11 protein-coding genes are annotated in these 19,051 nt (G+C 65.4%); 4 read left to right on the plus strand and 7 right to left on the minus strand.

The window, feature by feature from the left end; all coding sequences use genetic code 11:
* Both GEV06_05770 and GEV06_05775 read left to right on the plus strand, forming a co-directional pair.
* Window positions 1-1,689: prolyl oligopeptidase family serine peptidase (locus GEV06_05770; protein ID MPZ17401.1), on the plus strand; the 1,689-nt coding region annotated here is incomplete at its 5' end.
* 428 nt (window positions 1,690-2,117) lie between these two features.
* Entirely contained in the window at window positions 2,118-4,556 is a 2,439-nt protein-coding gene (locus GEV06_05775; protein MPZ17402.1) for a TonB-dependent receptor, read from the plus strand.
* A 66-nt stretch (window positions 4,557-4,622) separates the two neighbouring features.
* Here GEV06_05775 and GEV06_05780 read toward each other — a convergent pair whose 3' ends face one another.
* Window positions 4,623-6,032, minus strand: a complete 1,410-nt coding sequence (locus tag GEV06_05780; GenBank protein ID MPZ17403.1) for a DUF839 domain-containing protein — start codon at window positions 6,030-6,032, stop codon at window positions 4,623-4,625.
* 210 nt (window positions 6,033-6,242) lie between these two features.
* On the opposite strand from GEV06_05780, the gene GEV06_05785 reads away from it, so the two are divergent.
* On the plus strand, window positions 6,243-7,556 hold the full coding sequence (locus GEV06_05785; GenBank protein MPZ17404.1) for an amidohydrolase family protein: 1,314 nt from the start codon (window positions 6,243-6,245) through the stop codon (window positions 7,554-7,556).
* A gap of 70 nt (window positions 7,557-7,626) precedes the next feature.
* Here the strand turns inward: GEV06_05785 and GEV06_05790 are convergent, their stop codons facing one another.
* From GEV06_05790 to GEV06_05815, 6 genes are all read right to left on the minus strand, one after another.
* Entirely contained in the window at window positions 7,627-8,595 is a 969-nt protein-coding gene (locus tag GEV06_05790) for an ABC transporter permease (GenBank protein MPZ17405.1), read from the minus strand.
* A gap of 202 nt (window positions 8,596-8,797) precedes the next feature.
* Window positions 8,798-10,282 (minus strand): ATP-binding cassette domain-containing protein, encoded by a 1,485-nt coding sequence (locus GEV06_05795; protein ID MPZ17406.1) that lies wholly within the window; start codon window positions 10,280-10,282, stop codon window positions 8,798-8,800.
* A 97-nt stretch (window positions 10,283-10,379) separates the two neighbouring features.
* Entirely contained in the window at window positions 10,380-11,375 is a 996-nt protein-coding gene (locus tag GEV06_05800; GenBank protein ID MPZ17407.1) for a substrate-binding domain-containing protein, read from the minus strand.
* A gap of 13 nt (window positions 11,376-11,388) precedes the next feature.
* Window positions 11,389-12,537: an alcohol dehydrogenase catalytic domain-containing protein gene (locus tag GEV06_05805; protein ID MPZ17408.1), complete on the minus strand. Its 1,149-nt coding sequence runs from the start codon at window positions 12,535-12,537 to the stop codon at window positions 11,389-11,391.
* Window positions 12,538-12,542: 5 nt separating this feature from the next.
* On the minus strand, window positions 12,543-14,150 hold the full coding sequence (locus GEV06_05810; GenBank protein ID MPZ17409.1) for an altronate dehydratase: 1,608 nt from the start codon (window positions 14,148-14,150) through the stop codon (window positions 12,543-12,545).
* Window positions 14,119-15,147, minus strand: a complete 1,029-nt coding sequence (locus tag GEV06_05815) for an NAD-dependent epimerase/dehydratase family protein (protein MPZ17410.1) — start codon at window positions 15,145-15,147, stop codon at window positions 14,119-14,121. Before GEV06_05815 ends, GEV06_05810 begins: the two co-directional genes overlap by 32 nt.
* Window positions 15,148-15,512: 365 nt before the next feature.
* On the opposite strand from GEV06_05815, the gene GEV06_05820 reads away from it, so the two are divergent.
* Window positions 15,513-18,809 (plus strand): TonB-dependent receptor, encoded by a 3,297-nt coding sequence (locus tag GEV06_05820; GenBank protein MPZ17411.1) that lies wholly within the window; start codon window positions 15,513-15,515, stop codon window positions 18,807-18,809.
* Window positions 18,810-19,051 lie beyond the last annotated feature (242 nt).

A 19,051-nucleotide genomic window follows, 5' to 3' on the forward strand; every position in this document is an offset into this window, starting at 1 on the left:
GGCACACGCGTCGCGTTCACACGCGAGAGCGACCTGTGGGTGCGATCGCTCGCCGATGGCCGTGAGACGCGTCTGACGACGTCGGCGGCGGCCGAGTCATCGCCGGTGTGGTCGCCGGACGACCAGCGCTTGGCGTTTTTGGTCAGGGTCAGTGAGCGGCAATCGGAGGCCCCTGCGTATTCCGGGGCAAAGCTCGTGTTTGCGCGGTTCGACCGGCAGCCGCCGGATGTGGGCATCGTGAGCGTCAACGGAGGGCCACCGTCGATGGCTGCATCGCCCGGGTGGGAAGGCGCACCGCATTGGCTCGACCCCTCGCGCCTTTTACTTCAGCGCGTCACCGAAAATTTGAAGACGCGCGAGGTGGTGGTCGCCGAGGCGGAGACCGGCCGCACCGAGACGCTGCACCGCGACGTGGACGAAAAGTGGTGGAGCGTGACGTATCTCAGCCCGGAGCCAATCCCTTCGCCAGACGGACGCCGCATTGCATTCATCAGCGACCGCGACGGCTGGGATCACCTATACGTGATGTCCAGCGGCGGTGGACCGCCGGTTCAAGTGACGCAAGGCCAGTACGAAATCAGTCGAATCGCCTGGTCGCCTGATGGCACACGTGTGGCTTTCGACACGAACGAAGGGGGACATCCCGGCACGCGCCACATCGCGGTTGCGGCGCTCGGCGACGATCCGTCGGCGGCGACGATTACACAGCTCACCGATGGCCGAGGCACGAACACCGAGCCACGATGGTCGCCCGATGGCACTCGCCTGCTCTACCAGCACACTGATCCGAGCAACTCGGCCGATCTCTATGTCGTGGCAGCAAATGACACGGGTGCGCCGCCAGTCCGGCTCTCGAGCTCGATGCCCGCGTCGATCGCGCGCGATGGGCTCGTCGAGCCGGAGCTCGTGCGATATCGCGCGCCGGACGGCCAGCAGGTTCCCGCGTATCTCTTCGTCTCCTCCCGCCTCGACCGCTCTCATCGCCACCCGGCGATCGTCTGGGTGCACGGGGACGGCGTCACCCAGAGCTACGACGGATGGCACGTGCGGCGTGACTACGCCGTCTACTACAGCTTTCACCAATACCTCGCGCAACAGGGCTATGTGGTGCTGGCGGTCGACTACCGCGGAAGCATCGGCTACGGCAAGGCTTGGCGCCAGGGGCACTTCCGGGATCTTGGAGGCAAGGACTACGAGGACGTCGCGGCGGGTGTCGACTATCTCCGGAGTCTCGGTTACGTCGACGTGGGCCGCATCGGCATCTGGGGCCTCAGCTATGGCGGCTTCATGACGCTACAGGCGCTGACGGTCACGCCCGAGCTCTTCAAGTGCGGCATCAACGTGGCGGGCGTCGTGGACTGGCGTGACTGGTACAAAGATCCCGACGGTCCCTGGATCGAAGGACGAATGGGCCCGCCGTCGCAGAATGCAGCACTCTACGAGCGCACCGCCCCGATCGAGCGCATCGATCGCATCGTCCGGCCGCTGATGGTGCTGCACGGCACAGCCGACGTCAACGTTCCGTTTCTCGAATCAGTTCGCCTCATCGACGTGGCAACGAAGCTCGACAAGGACGTCGAGCTCATGATGTACCCTGGTGAGTTCCACTACTTCCATCGAGAGCACGTATTGAGAGACGCGTGGCAGCGCGTCGCCCGCTTCTTCGACCAGCATCTGGCAGAAGACTGAGGAAAACGGGGACAGCCCTCGTTATCGTGGTGAGAGTATGAACTACATGTCCGACCTGTCAAGTCCTATTTAACAGTCCCATTCAACACCGCGTCTCGCCAGACCGCTGTTCCGTCTCGGCCTCGGCTCGGGATCGACATATAGGTCTTGAAGCCGTGATCCGATACGACGATAAACGCGGTCGTCGCCGTGATGCCCGCGCGGCGGTAGGGCATCGACCTCCTGGCCAACCCTGGCATCCGCGAGCGCGAGCGCTGCGTGACCAGCGAGTTGATGGACCATCCTGCACTCTGGCAGCCGTGGCCGTCCACCACGCGAGCACGCCGACCAAGACGAGGAGTCTTCTCCACGTCTGCGAGGTCCTTTTCGCGTTTATACTAAAGCCCAGTACTCATCTAGTCAGGGCAACCTCAGAAGAGTGTAGCCATATGACGACAACGCAACGAGATTCGGGCGATCTTCAACCGTGCCTGCTCCCAACGACGCTCCACGCGATAGTGCTCGCTGGCGCACTCTTGTGTCTCGTAGGGCCCGCGCAGGCTCAACCCGACGACGCGGCGATCTCTGGGACCGTCGTTGACGCCTCCGGATGGGTCGTGCCCGGCGCCTCGGTCATCCTGCGGCGTCCCGCGGCCGGCTTCGAGCGAGTCCAAACGACCGACAGCGAGGGGCGCTATCGCTTCGACCGCGTGCCGGATGGCACCTATAGCCTCACGGCGCGGCTGCCCGGCTTCTCCGTCGCGCGAAGAGAGCTGGTGCTGGGCCGAGAGCCCACGGTCGTCGACTTCACGCTGCGGACCGGTTCCTTTACCGAGGATCTCACGTCGATCGACTCGCGGCTCGTCGGCTCCGAAGAAGCGCTGCGCCAGACGCCGGGATCGGTCGACATCCTGATTCGAGACGCGCTGACAGCCTCTTACGTCTTCACGAGCAACGAGGCGCTTCGCAAGGTGCCCGGTGTGTACTCCCGTGACGAAGAAGGGCTTGGGCTGCGCCCGCACATCGGGATCCGCGGCTTGAACCCTGGGGCCTCGACCAAAGCCCTGCTGCTCGAGGACGGCGTCCCGACCTCCTATGCTCCCTACGGCGACAATGCCAGCACCTATCACCCTCCCATCGAGCGACTGTCGCGAGTGGAGGTCCTCAAGGGCTCTGGACAGATCGCCCATGGGCCCGTGACGGTCGGCGGCGTGATCAACTACATCACGCCCGATCCACCGGCGCGCCGCTCGACCGCCGTGTCGCTCGCCGGCGGCAGCGGCGACTACTTCAACGGGCATCTCAGCTTCGGCGGCACGTTCGGCTCGACCGGCCTCCTGCTCGACGTGATGCGGAAGCAGAGCGACGGCGCCCGCGAGAGCCAGCACGCGAACCTGAACGATCTCACGTTCAAGGTGGCCTCTCAGCTCACGCCCGCCCAGAGCGTGTGGTTCAAGGTGAACTACTATCGCGAGGATGCACAGCTCGGCTTGAGCGGCCTCCGCGATCTCGAGTATCTCGACGATCCGCGCCAGAATCCCTTCAGCGACGAGGAGCTCGAGGCCAACCGCAGCGGCTTCACCGGCGCGTATCGTGCGCTGCTCCAGAACCATATCGCGTTCACGACGACGGCGTACGTCCAGGTCTATCGGCCCGAATGGTGGTACCAGTCGAGGCACTCGGCCCAGCGGCCGCGCCCGGATCCTCTCTGCGTCGATGAGACGGACTTGAGCCCGCAATGCGGGAACGAGGGGCGAACCTCCCGGTACACGGTGCTTGGGCTCCAGCCCAGGGTGCGCATCGATCACGCCTTCTTCGGCCTCGCCCAGGAGACCGACCTGGGCGTGCGGATCCATGGCGAGATCCAGGAGCGGGATCTGGTGAAGGGCCTGACGCCCACCGCGCGCAATGGCGTGCGGCTCGAGGACAACCGTCGCACGACCAATGCGGTCTCGGCCTTCTTACAACATCGCTTCCTGCTCGGGCGATGGACGATCACGCCAGGCGTGCGCGTCGAGCACATGCAGCACGAGCGAACCAACCGCTTGGCGAACGACAGCACCGGCGTGACCGGCAACACCAGCCTCACCGAGGTCGTGCCCGGTCTCGGCGTGGCGTACTCGCTGGGAGCGCGAATCACCGCGTTCGCAGGCGTGCATCGCGGCTTGGCGCCGCCGCGCGCGGAAGATCTCATCAACAACGACACGGGCGCCGCCGTGGACCTCGAAGCGGAGCGGAGCTGGAACAGCGAGGTCGGCGCGCGCGCCCTCTTGGCTCCCGGCGTCCAACTGGACGTGACCGTCTTCCAAATCGATTACGACAATCAGATCATTCCGGCCAACCAAGCTGGCGGCACCGACACCACGTTCGTCAACGCAGGCTCTGCGCTGCACCGCGGGCTCGAGACCGGTCTCAGCTTCGACAGCGCAACGCTCACCCGCGGATCGAACAACGTCTATGCTCGCCTCGCGGGTCTCTGGCTGCCGGTTGCACGGTTGACCGGCGCGCGCTTCGCCGTCGTTCCCGACGGTGAGCCCGTGAGCGTCGATGGAAATCGTGTCCCCTACGCACCCGAGACGCTCACGACCTTCACGGTTGGTTACCGGCGCACTGCCCTCCTGGATGTTCAGCTGGAAGCCCAGCAAGTGGCCGAGCAGTTCGGCGACACGCTCAACACCGTCCCCAGCAGCGTGAACGGGCAGCAAGGGCTCATCCCCGGCTATACGCTGTGGAACGCCGCCGCCACCTGGTATCTGAGCCAGCCCCGGCTCTCGCTCTTCGTTGCGGTCAAGAACCTCGCCGACCGCACCGTCATCGTCGACCGATCGCGGGGTATTCTGCCGTCGGCGCCGAGGTTGGTGCAGGCGGGGATGTCCTGGCGATTTTGAGTGACGAGTGACGAGTGACGAGTGGGCGGCACGCGCAACTCACTCGTCACTCGTCACTCACAGGTACTACAACGCCCCAGCCCGCCACGGTCCGGTAACGGCGAAGGTGATGCCCGGTGACTGGATGTTGAAGAACAACCAGCGGCCGTCCGGGCTGAACGTCGCGCCCGCGAACTCGGAGCCGGTGAAGTCGCCGCTGATGCCGTTGCGCTCGCCGCTGAGGATCACGTTGTTCTGTGCAAAGCGGAAGACGTAGCCGTCCGTGGTCAGGCCGTGGAGAAACTCGGTGCCGCCGCCATCTTCGCAGAGCACCAGCCCTCCCCGCGGGCTGACACAGATGTTGTCCGGCGCGTTGAGTACTTCGGCGCTGGGCGATTCGAATACGAGCCGCAGCGTCTCGCTCATCGGCTCGTATTCCCAGATCTGGCCTTCTTCGGCGTCCCCGCCGCTCGTCGAAACGAAGAAGACACTGCCGTTACCGTACCAGGCGCCTTCGAGGCGCGCGAAACGTGCGCCCCCTTTCGCCCAGCCCTGCTCGAAGACCTGCGGTTCGTCGGGCAGGTTCGGATCCGGCCGATCGATCGTCACCCATTCCGCGTCGAGCTGCTCTCCCTGCCGCTGGCCGGTTGCGGTGTCGTATTGTGGCCGGCCGGCAATCGCCAGCATTTGGAGGGTGCCGCCCGCAACCAAGCGACCGCGGCTATTGGGAATGAATCGATAGAAGCCAGACATGCCGGAATCTTCGGTCTCGTACACGATGCCCGTGTGCGGATCGACCGCGACCGCTTCGTGCACGAGGCGGCCCATCGCCGTGAGCGGCTCGGCCGTTGCCGCGCCGAAGACCGGTACCTCGAAAATGTAGCCGTGCTTCAGCGTCAGGTCGTTCTCCTCGGTCGGCTCGTCCAGCGTCTCTTCACATGTGAGCCACGCTCCCCACGGCGCGGGGCCACCGGCGCAGTTACGCACCGTGCCGCTCAGGCTCGGCCAGCTGCCGACGAAGCGGCCGCGCCTCGGGTCGAACTCCACCGTCGTCGTGCCGCCGCCCGCCCCCGGGTCATACGTCAGCCCCGTGGCAAACGTCTCTTCGCTGGAACCAACCTCGTGGTTCCGTACAAGTCGCACACGGCCGCCACGCGAGCGAAACGCGGCCATGCCGTCGTGCGCTGCCGGCGTTGGCGTGCCGTCACTGAGGAGGTCCCCGGTCCACCCGTAAGTCAGATATTGAAACCCCGCCGGTAACAAGAGGAGCGGCAGGCCAGTGGTGGCGTCGTTCGCCGGTTGGAGCGGGCCATAGTCTGGACTGCAATCGCGCCGAGGCGGACGCTTCCCCATCTCCTGCCGTCCGTTCGGCTCGGCACGCGCCAAGAGGGCGTGAAGTGGTGCAGTGACCGCGGCGCCAACCAACGCTCCTTGCGTCAAGAACCGCCTGCGATCGACGTTGGTGTGCTGATGACCGTTCGACCCATGATCCGACATAATCTGCTCCTCCCAGGCTGACGCGAGTCGGCCGTCGAGCGCCCCGCCACAGTTGCTCGCGCTGATTTGGCGGCTACTATGACCGGCCCACATGTCGGCCTCGTGAAGACAGTCCAACGATCCTGCAAAACCGACGCGGGTCAGCCGCTCTTCGGGGAAACGCCCTACCGATCGCTTTGGTGGATGGCCGCTCTCGGATAAGCTCATCGCATGCGATTCCGATGTGTGGCGCTCTTGCTGCTCGCGACGGCGGGCCTCGCGTGCTCTTCGTCGCCACCGCCCGGGGACACGGCCAGTGCAGCGGAAAGTGGTGCGCAGGCATTCGTCGGTGCGCGGATCATCGACGGAAGCGGCGGTCAGCCCATCGAGGAGGGGGTGCTCGTCGTGCGCGATGGTCGGATCGAGACCGTTGGAGCGCTGGCCAATCAATCTTTGCCAGCGGACGTGCATCGGATCGACGTGCAAGGCAAGACCATCATGCCTGGCATGATCAACGCGCACGGACACGTGAACGACGTCCGAGGCCTGGAGTCGGGACCCGAGCTCTACACGCGGGAGAACATCACGCGCCAGCTCGGGGTCTATGCGCGATACGGCGTGACAACGGTCTTCAGTCTCGGCGGAGGCGGGGCCGCCGGCGTGGAGGTACGGAACGAGCAGGAGGCGGATAGGCGCGACATGGCCCGGTTCTTCCTGGCCGGTCCCGTTGTCACCGCCACGGATCCGGACGACGCAAGACAGGCCGTCGACGAGCTGGCCGCCATGAACGTCGACCTCGTCAAGATTCGCGTGGATGACAATCTCGGCACCAGCAAGAAGATGCCGTCCGCCGCGTACGAGGCAGTCATCGAGCAAGCGCACCAACAGGGCCTCGAAGTGGCGGCACACGTCTTCTACCTCGAGGACGCCAAGCAGCTGCTCGCCGCGGGAGCCGACTACATCGCGCACAGCGTGCGCGACGTGGCGGTCGATGATGAGTTGATCAGCCAGCTAAAGGCGCGCGACGTCTGTGTCTGTCCGACGCTCATGCGCGAGGTGTCCACCTTCGTCTATGAGACGCGGCCGGCATTCTTCGACGATCCCTTCTTCCAGCGTGAGGTCGACCGAACGACGATGGAGAGCCTGCAGGCGCCGGCGTATCAAGCGTCGATACGACAGGACCCGGCCGCCGAACGCTACAAGCGCGCGCTCGACGTCGCGGAAGCGAACCTCGAACGGCTGGTGGAGGCTGGTGTTCGTATTGCGTTCGGAACCGACACCGGCCCACCCGGACGCTTCCAGGGCTACTTCGAGCATCTCGAGCTGGAGCGCATGGTCGAAGCGGGGCTCACGCCGATGCAAGCGATTGTCGCGGCCACAGGAGATGCCGCGCGCTGCATGAACATCGCGGATCGGGTGGGCACGTTGAAGGCTGGCCTGCAGGCCGACTTCCTCGTGCTTCAGCGCGATCCGCTCGAGGACATTCGCAATACACGCACGCTCGAGTCGGTCTGGATAGGAGGCGCGCAGGTGAGGTCACGATAGCGAGCTCCGTGAATCCTGCAGCACCGTGCTCGATGTTTCCCAGGGGCAGCGCCGAGGGCCAAGGTGATTGCTACTGCGCTGCGCGGGACCTGCGCAGGCCGTCGACCGCCACGGCGAGGACGATGATGACGCCAATCATGATCTCCTGCACGAACGTCGGCCAGCCCATTTGTTGGCTGCCGTTGCGCAGAAACGCCATGATCAGCGCGCCAACCATGGAGCCCAAGATGCTGCCCTCGCCGCCGCTCAGACTCCCCCCACCGATCACGACCGCCGCAATGACGTCGAGCTCGCTCCCGATGGCGACCGTTGGGTCGCCCTGCCGGAGGCGCGACATCTGCATCACGCCCGCGAGACCAAAGAGCAGCCCGGCAACCATGTAGATCCAGACCTTGATCCGATCCGTCGCCACGCCGGACGCCCGCGCAGCCGCCTCGTTCGATCCGATGGCAAAGATCCGGCGGCCGAACACGGTGTTACGTAAGACGAAGGCGGCAGCAACCGCCAAGAGCAGCGCGAGCCAGACCCCTGGCGCCACCACCAGCCAGGCGGGATCGGGAAAGGTGACCGCCAGCTCGTTGACCCAGGTGTCGGGGAAGTTGACGGTCTGCTGCCCCGCCAGCCACTTGGCGACGCCACGCGCGATACCGAGCATTCCGAGCGTGGCGATGAACGGCAGCACCTTCAACCGCGTGATCGCGAGACCATTGACCGCACCCACGACGCCACCGACGATGACCCCGGCAACAACCGCCGAAAACGGCGACCATCCAGCGCGGAGCGCGGTGGCCGTCACCACGCCGGTGAGCGCTACGACCGACCCGACCGACAGGTCAATCCCGCCGCTCACGATGATCATCGTCATCCCGATCGCACCAAGGGCCACGATGACCGTCTGCGCGGACACGATCCGAAAATTGCGCGCCGACAGGTAGTTGGCCGGCGAGTCGCTCAACAGCGCAAAGAATAGGATGACGGCGGCGAGGCCGAGGAACGGGCCAAGCCGCGCGAGCCATTTGGGTTGTGAACCGCCTCGCAAAGTCGCACCTCACGACAGGGTGATAGGGCGACAAGGTGACCGGGTGACAGGGTGACGAGGCAGGAACGACAGCGTGGGCTTCGACCGAGTCTGCTGCCCTCCAACGCGCGGCCACGCTACATACGCTGAAACAACCTTGTCACCCAGTCACCCAGTCACCCAGTCACCTTGTCACCTTGTCACCTTGTCACCCTTCGCTTCGCTAGCTTCCAATAGCCACTTCCAACACCCGTTCCGGCGTCCATTCGGCAATCGAGCGGACCGATGACAACCGGCCGCGTGACATCACGGCGAGCGAATCGCAGATCCCAAACAGCTCCGGCAGATACGAGCTGACCATGACGATCCCCTTCTTCTCGCTGGCGGCCTCATCAATCGCCTCGTAGATCTGCACTTTACTGCCGATGTCGATACCCTTGGTCGGCTCGTCCAGCAGCCAGATGTCGGCGTTCTGGTGACGCAAGCGGGCCAGCGCCACCTTTTGTTGATTTCCACCCGACAGCGTGCGCGCCCGCTGCGCGGGACTGTGCGCGCGGATGCCGAGCGCACGCATTTGGTGGTCGGCCTGGCGCGCTTGTGCCGGCCGCGCGATCCAGCCGTATCGCGCACAGGTCGCGTACCGCGTGCAGGTGATGTTATCCGCGACCGAGAGCGCCAGCGCGAGCCCCTCACGCTGGCGATCCTCGCTCAGGAAGCCGATGCCGCGGGCCAACATCTCCCACGGGCGGACTGCGCTCACGGCAACGTCGCTGCCCTCGACACGCACGCGCCCCACGCTCGCGCGGTCGAGACCGACCAGCGCGCGCAGCATCTCCGTGCGTCCCGCGCCGACGAGCCCCGCGATCCCGAGCACTTCGCCGCGTCGCACCGCGAAGCTCGCGTCGCTCAGCGCCGGGGGTGCCGCCAAGTGCTCCACGTCGAGCAGCACCTCCCCAGGGGCCGGTCGATGGCGACGCGGAAAGACGTCATCGACCGAGCGCCCGACCATCGCCCCAATGATCTGGGCGTCGCCCGTACTGGCGAGCTCGCCGGAGGCGACGCTCCGCCCGTCGCGCAACACCGTGAAATCCTCCGCCACCTCGCGGAGCTCCTCGAGAAAGTGGCTGATGTACACGACGGCGACCCCATGGTCGCGAAGCCGCCGCACGAGGGCAAACAGCCGATCGACATCGGCGCGCGGCAAGCTGCTCGTGGGCTCGTCCATCAACACGACGGAGGCATTCGCGGCGATGGCCCGGCTGATTTCGACCATCTGTCGCGCGGCGATGGGGAGATCCGCCACACGCCGGTCTGGCCGCAGCTCCGGATGATGGAACTGTTCGAGGACTTCAGCGGCACGGCGGCGGAACTGTTCCCAATCGAGCAGTCCGCCGCGCGTCGGCTCCTGGCCCATGAGGATGTTCTCTGCCACCGTGAGGTGCGCGCACAGTGACAGCTCCTGATGAATCAGCGCGACGCCGGCCAGCCGGGCGTCGAGCGGCGAGCTGGGCGCGTAGCGCCGGCCGTCGAGGCTCATCGTGCCCGCATCCGGCGCGAGGGCGCCGGACGCGATGTTCATCAGCGTGGTCTTGCCGGCCCCGTTCTCGCCAATCAGCGCGTGCACGCGCCCAGGGCGGAGCTCCAGCGACACACCATCGAGTGCCACCGTCGGCCCGAAGCGCTTCTTGATACCAGAAAGGGCTAGCACGACTCAGGGATCAGGGTCAGGGATCAGCAGGCATCAGCTATCAGGCATCAGCAGTCAGCTTTGTCACTCGTCACTCGTCACTCGCCGCGACCTGCCATTACCGTAAGTACTCGTCGATTGGCGGGTGGAGCAACGCTTGGGATTCTGGAGTCTCGAGGTTCTCGCTCGTCACGAGCGTCACGCCGGTGTCGATGCGCCGCGGCACCTCCTTGCCCTGCAGATGTGCAACCATCGTCATCACGCCTCGGTATCCCATCTCAAAGGGATCCTGTAAGACCACGCCGTGCAGCTGGTCGCGCTGCATGGCCCTGACGAACGCGTCGCTTGCATCGAAGCCGACAAACCTCACCTTACCGACACGCCCGAGGTCCTGCAGCGCCAGCAACATCCCGTAAGTGGAGTTCTCGTTGACCGTGAACACGCCGTCCAACCGTGAGCCGAAGCGGTTGAGGAGATTCTCGGACGCCCGCTTCGCCGTGTCGCGCGTCGGACCGGCGTGTTGGTCTGACGAGATGAGCTCGATACCAGGGTAGCCTTGCTTCAGACGCTCGACAAAGCCTCGCTCCCGCGCCTCGGTGCTGGCCGACCCTTCTTGATACCGCAAGAGCAGCACGGTCCCCTGGCCCTCGAGCAAGGTGCCGAGCCGGTCGGCTGCCAGCACACCGCCTTCGTGGTTGTTGGTTGCCACGAAGCTGACGGTGTCGTCCGACGCAAGGTCCGAGTCGATGATCACCGTCGGCACACCGGCGCGCCGCGCCTCGTCCACGGGCCGCACGAGGGCACGGGCGTCGAGCGGCGCGAGCACCAGCCCGTCGATGCCCTCACTGAGAAAGCCCTCGACGACCTGGATCTGCTGCTCGCGGTCGTCCTCGCGCAGCGGTCCCTTCCACGTCAGGCGCACGCGCACGCCCTGCTTCCCGAGCTCGCGCTCGGCGCGAACCGCACCGGCGTGTATGCTTTGCCAAAACTCGTGCGTGGTGCCCTTCGGGATGACGGCAATGTGGAACTCGTCGGACGAGCCGCCTCCGCTGCACGCGCTCGCAAAGAGCGCACCAGACAAAAGCATCGAGACGAAAGCTGCGAGCGGTCGCATGACGGACATCCTCTCAATCCAGCTCCAGCACGGCCTTGATGTAATCAGGCGAGTGGCGGTCGGGACCGCCGAACGCCTCCGGCACCTGCTCGAGCGAGCGATAGCGGTGCGTCACGAAGCGGCTCACCTCGATCGTGCCCTCGTCGATGAGCGCCAGTGCCCGGCGGTAGACAGTGGGCCGGCCGTCCGCGTCGAAGCCTCCCGAGCCGCCAGCGGTCGCCACGAGCGTCGGCTCACGAAACTGGAGCTGGTTGAGCACGCTGAGCTCGACGTCGGTCTGTCCGTGCGCATAGAGCAGGACCGTCGCCTGCTTGCGCGTCAGCAACGGCATCTGGCGAAATAGTGCGCCGACCCCCGCCGCGTCGATCAGCCACTCGACCCGCCGGCCGCCCGTCCGGTCGAGCATCAGCTCGACAACGTCCACAGCCCCAGGATCGATGACCTCGGCGCCAAACGACGACGCAAGCCTCCGGCGGGCGGGGTTCGGCTCGGCCACGAAGATGTGACCATCGTAACCGAGCGCCCGGCGGAGGTATTGAAGGAACAAGAGCCCGGCCGGGCCGGCGCCCGCCACGAGCAGGCTCCGGGCGCGAGCCTCACCTCGCCGCGGCATCAAATGATAGCGTCCCCGTGCTTGCTGCGCGACCTCCATCGCATGCACCACGCAGGCAAGCGGCTCCACCAGCGCCGCTTCGGCGTTCGGCACGCCACCGTCGCAGCGAACGCAGTTCACGGCCGGGATGACCAGCTGCTCGGCCATGCCGCCCGGCAACCCGGTCAGACCATGCTCCTGGTAGCGCTCACATTGATGAGAATCGGCCGAGGCACAGTATTCGCAGAGCGTGGGGCGTCCTGCGCTCACACAGTTGATCCCTTGATCGACGATGACCCGGTCGCCCGGCTTCAGATCGTGCACGTCGCGGCCGACCGTCTCGACGACCCCGGTGTTCTCGTGGCCCAGGATCTGCGGTGCTCGACTCAGGGGAATCGGCTGTCCGAGACGGTCGGTATTGTAGTTGCCGCGCCCCTCGTAGATGTGGAAGTCGGTTCCGCAGAGGCCAACGGCCGTCACGCGAATGACCACATCACGTGGTGATGGGTCGGGCGTCGGGACATCACGAATCTCGAAGCGGCGGACATCGCACAGGACGGCGGCTCTCATCGGCGCTACAGCGAGATGGCCTGCTCCGCCCACACCTGGAACTCACGATGCTTGTTGCGCTCGGCGCAGGCGCGCTCGCCGCTGGCAACGGCGATTATGTGCTCGAAGACTCGTCGCCCGACGCTCTCCGGGCTCTCCGTGCCGTCGATCACACCACCCGCAGACAGATCGAGATCTCCCGACAGGCGCTCGAAGATAGGAGTGTTGGAGGCCAACTTGATCACCGGCGCAATGGCATTGCCAATCGTCGTGCCGCGTCCGGTCGTGAAGACGACAACGGTTGCGCCAGCCGCGACGAGCCCCGGTGTGGACTCTTGGTCATACCCTGGCCCTTGCATCAAATGCAAGCCAGGCCCCTCGGGCGGCTCCGCGTAACCGGTGACCCCCTCGACACGCGTGGAGCCTGCCTTGGCAATGGCGCCCAGCGATTTGATCGTGATGTTGAGGAGGCCGCCCGCGACGTTGCCCGGGCTGGGATTCTCGCCCAGGATCGTGCCGAACCTGGCCGCAACGTCCTTGTACCAGTCGACCATGGCGTACACGGCGCGCCCCGTCTCCGCGTCTTTGGCGCGCTGCGCGAGAATGTGCTCGGCGCCACAGAACTCCGGCACCTCCGTGATGAGCACCGTGCCGCCGCATCGTACGAGCCAGTCAGCGCCGTGCCCGAGGCTGGGATTGGCCGAGAGGCCCGAAAAGCCATCCGACCCGCCGCACTTGACGCCCAGCACGAGCTCGCTCACCGGCGCTTCGATCCGGACGTGTTGGTTGGCGACCGGCAGCATGGCTTCGACGGCCTCGAGCCCGCGGCGGACCGTGGCTTCGGTTCCGCCGGCCTCCTGAATGCCGATGCGTACGACCGGCTTGTTGAGCAGGCGGTCATGGTCACCGAGGTACCGCTCCAGCACGGTGTGATTCGTCTTCTCGCACCCGAGCCCCACGAACACTACGCCGCCCACGTTGGGATGATCCGCGTAGTTCGACAACGTGCGCAGCAGGATGTCGAGGTTCGTGCCGTCGGAGCAACCGCATCCCTTGTTGTGCGGAATCGCGACGACGCCGTCGACGTTCGGGAACGCCTCACGCGTGCAGAGCGTGAATTCGGCGATGGTGGCAATCTGCGACGCTTCGTGGCTCGCGCACATGCTCGTCGGCACGATGAGGACCCAGTTGCGCGTCCCGACGCGACCATCCGGACGACGAAACCCACGAAACGTGGGACGCTCCTTCTCTGGCAGGTACTCGGGCGGAGGCGTCGAGAGGTGCTGATCGAGATCGCGCACCACCGGGACGTCGTTCGACATGTTCAGGTGTGTGACCCATGTCCCTTCGCCCATCCCCCTGGACGTGCCAATGGGCTCCCCATACTGGCGCACCAGCGCACCGGCCGGAATCTCCCGCAACGCGAATCGGTGGCCCGCCGGCACAGCCTGCCCGATTTCCACCACGTGCCCATCTACCGCCACGCGCGTCCCAGCGGGCACATCTCGCTTGACGACGGCGACGTTATCGCGCGGATCGACCACGATCGCGTACGCGCTGAGCAGCGGGACCTCTGTGTCTATCTGGTTCATTGAGCGCCTTCTATGGTAGGGCGCGTTCGCCGAACGCGCCATCAGGACGCCTCGGCGAGGCGTCGCTACTTGCTGCGGTTTCTCCGGCCCACCACCCTCGCCTTTTCAATTCCATGAACCGCTCGATCGTCTCTGCGATGCCGTCCTGCAGCGACGTGCTGGGCACACCGCTGACCGCGCGGCGCAGCGCCGAGTCGTCCAGCCTGGGCGGGATGGGTATCGGAGCGCCTTCGACATCGATGAGCCCGCGCGCTTTGGGCAGTGTCTCTTCGACGAGCTGGACGAAGCGCGCTACGGGGGCGGTCTCACCATGCATGTTGAAGACGTGGGCCCCCTCCGGCGCGCGATCCGCACAGGCGACGAAGGCTTCCGCCGCATCCCGCACGTAGACGAAATCCGTGTCGCCGCTGAAGCGAATGCGGAACGGGCGCCCGAGCACGGCGTGGCGGATGGCTTCCGTGGGATCACTCGTGACGCCCGTGTCGCGACCCACACCGTAGACGGCCAGCGGACGGAGGCCAGCGCTCGAGAGGCCGTGGTCGAGATAGTACACGCGCGCGTTCCCTTCGTTCGTCCGTTTGAACCATCCATAGTGCGTGGTCGGCTCGCCACCGCCCTCCTCGGAGACCGGCCCCTCACCATCGTCACTCTCGCCTATCACGGCGGCCGAGCTCGCGTACGCCACGCGCTCGACGCCAGCCGTGCGCGCCGCCTCGAACAGGTGCAGCGTGCCAACGACGTTGACCATCGCGCCGAGCACCGGGTTGGCACGGCACGTTGGCACCTGCACACCAGCCAGGTGGATGACGCGACGCGCGCCGGAGGTCGCCAAGGCGCGATGGACCGCGGCCCCGTCGGTGATGTCACCTTCGACGAAGTCGACAGCCGCAATCGCGTCGGCCGTCAAAATGGCCTCGAGGCGCGAGCGGTCCGATCCCATGTCGAAGACAATCGGCGTGTCGCCGCGCTGCACGAGGGTCCGAACGATCCAAGCGCCGATACACCCCAGGGCGCCGGTCACGAAGTAGCGTTCGCTCATTGGTCTAGCCAGTTTCGCATAAATTGCGCGCGTGGAACAAACCAGCTCTGCGGGTCTCCACCTCCAGCTTACATCAGCGTGGGAGGAGCAGGACGCCTCGGCACGATGACGGGCGCCTCGGCGAGGCGGCCCTCCCTCACGTGTTGACTTACGAAAGCCGCCTGCGTAGAGTCGAGATTACATGTTGCTCATGCGTCTGATCTGACGCCCGCCACGATTGCTTACACCACGCGGAAAGGCTGATGCTTACGCCACGGCGCCTTGCGGCGCGGCGTTTTGCCGCTTTTGCGTGTCGAGCTCCGGTGCGCGACCGCCGGTGCCTAGCACGCGGAGGCGGCTGAGACGAGGGAGAGGAGGAAAGCTCCATGCGGAGAGGACTCACCACGTATAGTTGCGGCGCGGGAATGGCGCTCGCACTTGCGGCGCTTCCCGTTGCATGGCCAGCGACTGTTCACGCGCAGGCCATGAAGGGATCACTGGTCGGCGCTGTCACCGACTCGACGGGCGCCGCGCTTCCCGGCGTCACGGTGCTGGTCACCGAGACTCAAACGAACCGTCAAACGACGGCGATTACCAACGAATCCGGCTTCTACACGGTGCCCACCATCGCGAACGGCCAGTATCAGGTCGAAGCAGAGCTGGAAGGCTTCAAGAAGACCCTGCGCGAGAACATTCGTGTGGACGTGAACACGACCGTTCGCGCCGATCTGGTTCTGGAGATCGGTGAGCTGACCGAGTCGGTGACCGTCGCGAGCGAGCCAGCGCTCCTCCAGACCGACCGTACCGACACGGGCCGGATCATCGAGTCGCGACAGGTCCAGGATCTCCCGCTCGGCTTCAACCGAAACTTCCAGGGCTTGTGGGTCACGGTTCCCGGCTCGTCGCGGCCAACGCGGCCGCACTCCGAGTTCTTCAATCCACAGGATAGCCTCGAAGCCAAGATCAACGGCCAATCACGAATGTCGAACAACGTCCAGATCGAAGGCATCGACAATAATCAGCGTACGGGTCTCCTGACCGTGCTGATCCCATCGCCCGAGGCCATCGAAACGGTGGGCGTGTCGACGAGCAACTTCGACGCGGAGCTGGGGCGCGCCGGCGGCGCCGTGACATCAGTGACGTTGAAGTCCGGCACGAATCAGTTGAGCGGCAGCGCCTTCTGGTTCGGCAAAGATGACGCCATGAACGCCAGGCCCTACTTCGCGGAGACCAAAGCGCCCACCACCTACAACCAGTTCGGCTTCACGCTCGGTGGGCCAATCGTTCAGAACCGTCTCTTCTACTTCGGCGACTATCAACGGACCAACGACGATCTCGGCAAGGTCCATCGTCTCACGGTGCCGCCTGCGGAGTGGCGCAACGGTGACTTCAGCAGCGCCCCGACGACCATTTACGACCCCGCCACGGGGAATCCGGACGGCAGCGGGCGCGCGGCGTTCTCCGGCAATCGCATTCCGCAGTCGCGCATCAGCCCAATCGCCCAACGCTTGCTCGACCTGGTGCCCGCGCCCAACCTCGACGCGGCGCCCGGCCAGATCAACTACGAGGCCACGGCGGTGCGCGAGAAGCGCACCGACAACTTCGACACCAAGATTACGTACCAGGCCAGCCCGGCGGATCAGATCGCATGGCGCCTCAGCTTCATGCGGCCCGAGATCTTCGACCCTTCGCCGGAGGAGTACGGCCTGTTCGGCGGACCGAGCAACGGTGGGTTCAATGCGACCGGCTCCGCCACGACCTGGAGCACGACGTTCAACTGGACGCGCAGCCTGTCGAACACGTTGGTGCTGGACACACGGGCCGGCCTGAGCCGCTACCACAACATCGCCGACGCTCAAGGGCGGGGGCTGCGCTCGTCCGAGGAGCTGGGCATCACCGGTGCGAACCTCGACGATTACACGAGCGGTCTCACATCGATCAATCTCAACAACGGCTACTCGAATCCGGCGCTCGGCTTCGGTGGGTCGCTCCCATGGGATCGGTCGGAGCGGACCGTCCAACTGGCCTCCACGCTCACGAAGCTGCTGGGAAATCACGCGGTAAAGATTGGCGCGGACTATCGTTACAATCGCGACTTCCTCCTTCAAACGCAGGACAACGGCGGCCCGCGCGGCATCTTTCGCTTCACCGGCGCCGGGACGGCGATTCCAACGGATGCCGCCGCTACGGCTGGAGTCGCCAACACGCTGGCCTCGTTTCTCCTCGACCAACCCAACAGCATCGGCCGCGACAACCGCGTGGTGGATCCGGTGATGATTCACCAGGCGCTCTTCACGTTCATCCACGACAAGTGGCAGGTCACGCCGCGGACCACGCTCGATCTCGGCCTCCGCCACGAGTTCTACACCCCGTTCTATGCGGAGGAGGCCGGCGGGTTGTCGAACTTCGACCCCGAGACCAACACGCTGCGCGTCGCCGGCTACGGCAACGTTCCGTCCGACGTCGGCGTGGAGAAGAGCTTCACGCACTTCTCGCCGCGGGTCGGTCTCTCCTATCGCATCGACGACCGCACGGTCGCGCGCGGCGGCTACGGGGCGACGACAATTCCGTTTCCCGACAACAAGTACGCGTGGGACAACTTCCCGGTGAAGCAGAACAACCAGTTCTCAGCCCCCAACGCGTTCCAGACGCCCGGCTTGCAGATGGCTGACGGCTTCCCCGCGCCGCTCGTCGCCGAGATCCCAGACGACGGGATCATCGACGCGAGCGACCCGGCGCTCCTCAACCAGGGCTACAACGTCGTCCCGCTGGATCTCGAGGAGGCGACGCTCCACACCTGGAACGTCGCATTTCAGCGCGAGCTGACATGGGGCTTTGTCGGAGAAGTGGCGTACGTCGGCAACTACGGCGATGGCGTGCTCTCGCGCCTGCAGGCGAATGCCGGCATGGTCCTCGGGGCCGAGGATGCCGGGCGGCCATACTTCGAGCGGTTCGGCCGGACGGCGGAGTCCAGGGTCTGGGTGCCGACGACGAGCCGGTACGACGGCTTGCAGGTGAAGCTGGATCGCCGCTTCAGCAACGGCTTCCTCATGACCAATTCGTACACGCTCGGCAAATCGACCGACTACTCGAACGACAACGCCTTCATCAGCACGCCGGCCGATCGCGAGCGGAGCAAGGGGCCGTCTGCGTTCGACCGCCGCCATGCCTACAGCGCCAGCTTCGTGTACGAGCTGCCGTTCGGGCGCGAAGACGAGGGGCTCGTTCGATGGTTGGCCGGTGGCTGGCAGCTTGCCGGCGTGTTCACCGCCATGACCGGGACGCCGGTCGACATCGATATGAGCGGCGCCACCCTCGGCGCGCCCAACAACACCCAGCGGCCCAACATGGTGAGCGAGCCGCGGATCATCGGCGACATCGGTCCTGAACAGCAATACTTCGATCCGTCGGCATTCGAGGCCCCACCTGCCGCCACGTGGGGCAATCTCACGCGCAATGGCAGCGGCGTGACCGGCCCGGCCTTCGTCAATCTCGATCTGACGCTGGCCAAGCGCTTCGCCTTCGGCGCGCGCTTCCTCGAGCTCCGGATCGACTCGTTCAACCTGACCAATTCGCCGCACTTCAACAACCCGGAGAACACGCTTGGCGACGCGGACTTCGGGCAGGTCACCGGTGCGTTCGGTGAGCGACAGTTCCAGCTCGGGGCCAAGTTCGTTTTCTGACGGTGAAGGACACGAAGGAACGACAACGAAGGGCACGAAGAATTCACCACGAAGGGCACGAAGATCACGAAGAAGAAGATCATCGATTGGTTTTCTTCGTGAGCTTCGTGTCTTCTATGTTGCGGGCCGTCGTCAAGCCCCTGTCGAAACCGTTCAAACACAGCGTCCGCCTCGATCCGTCTCACGCGGGTCCGGCGATGAGGCGTAAGTCGGTGACTCAGCGCTCGTCTTCTATCCGGGCT

It is taken from the genome of Luteitalea sp. (genome assembly GCA_009377605.1).
Classification (GTDB): Bacteria; Acidobacteriota; Vicinamibacteria; order Vicinamibacterales; family Vicinamibacteraceae; genus WHTT01.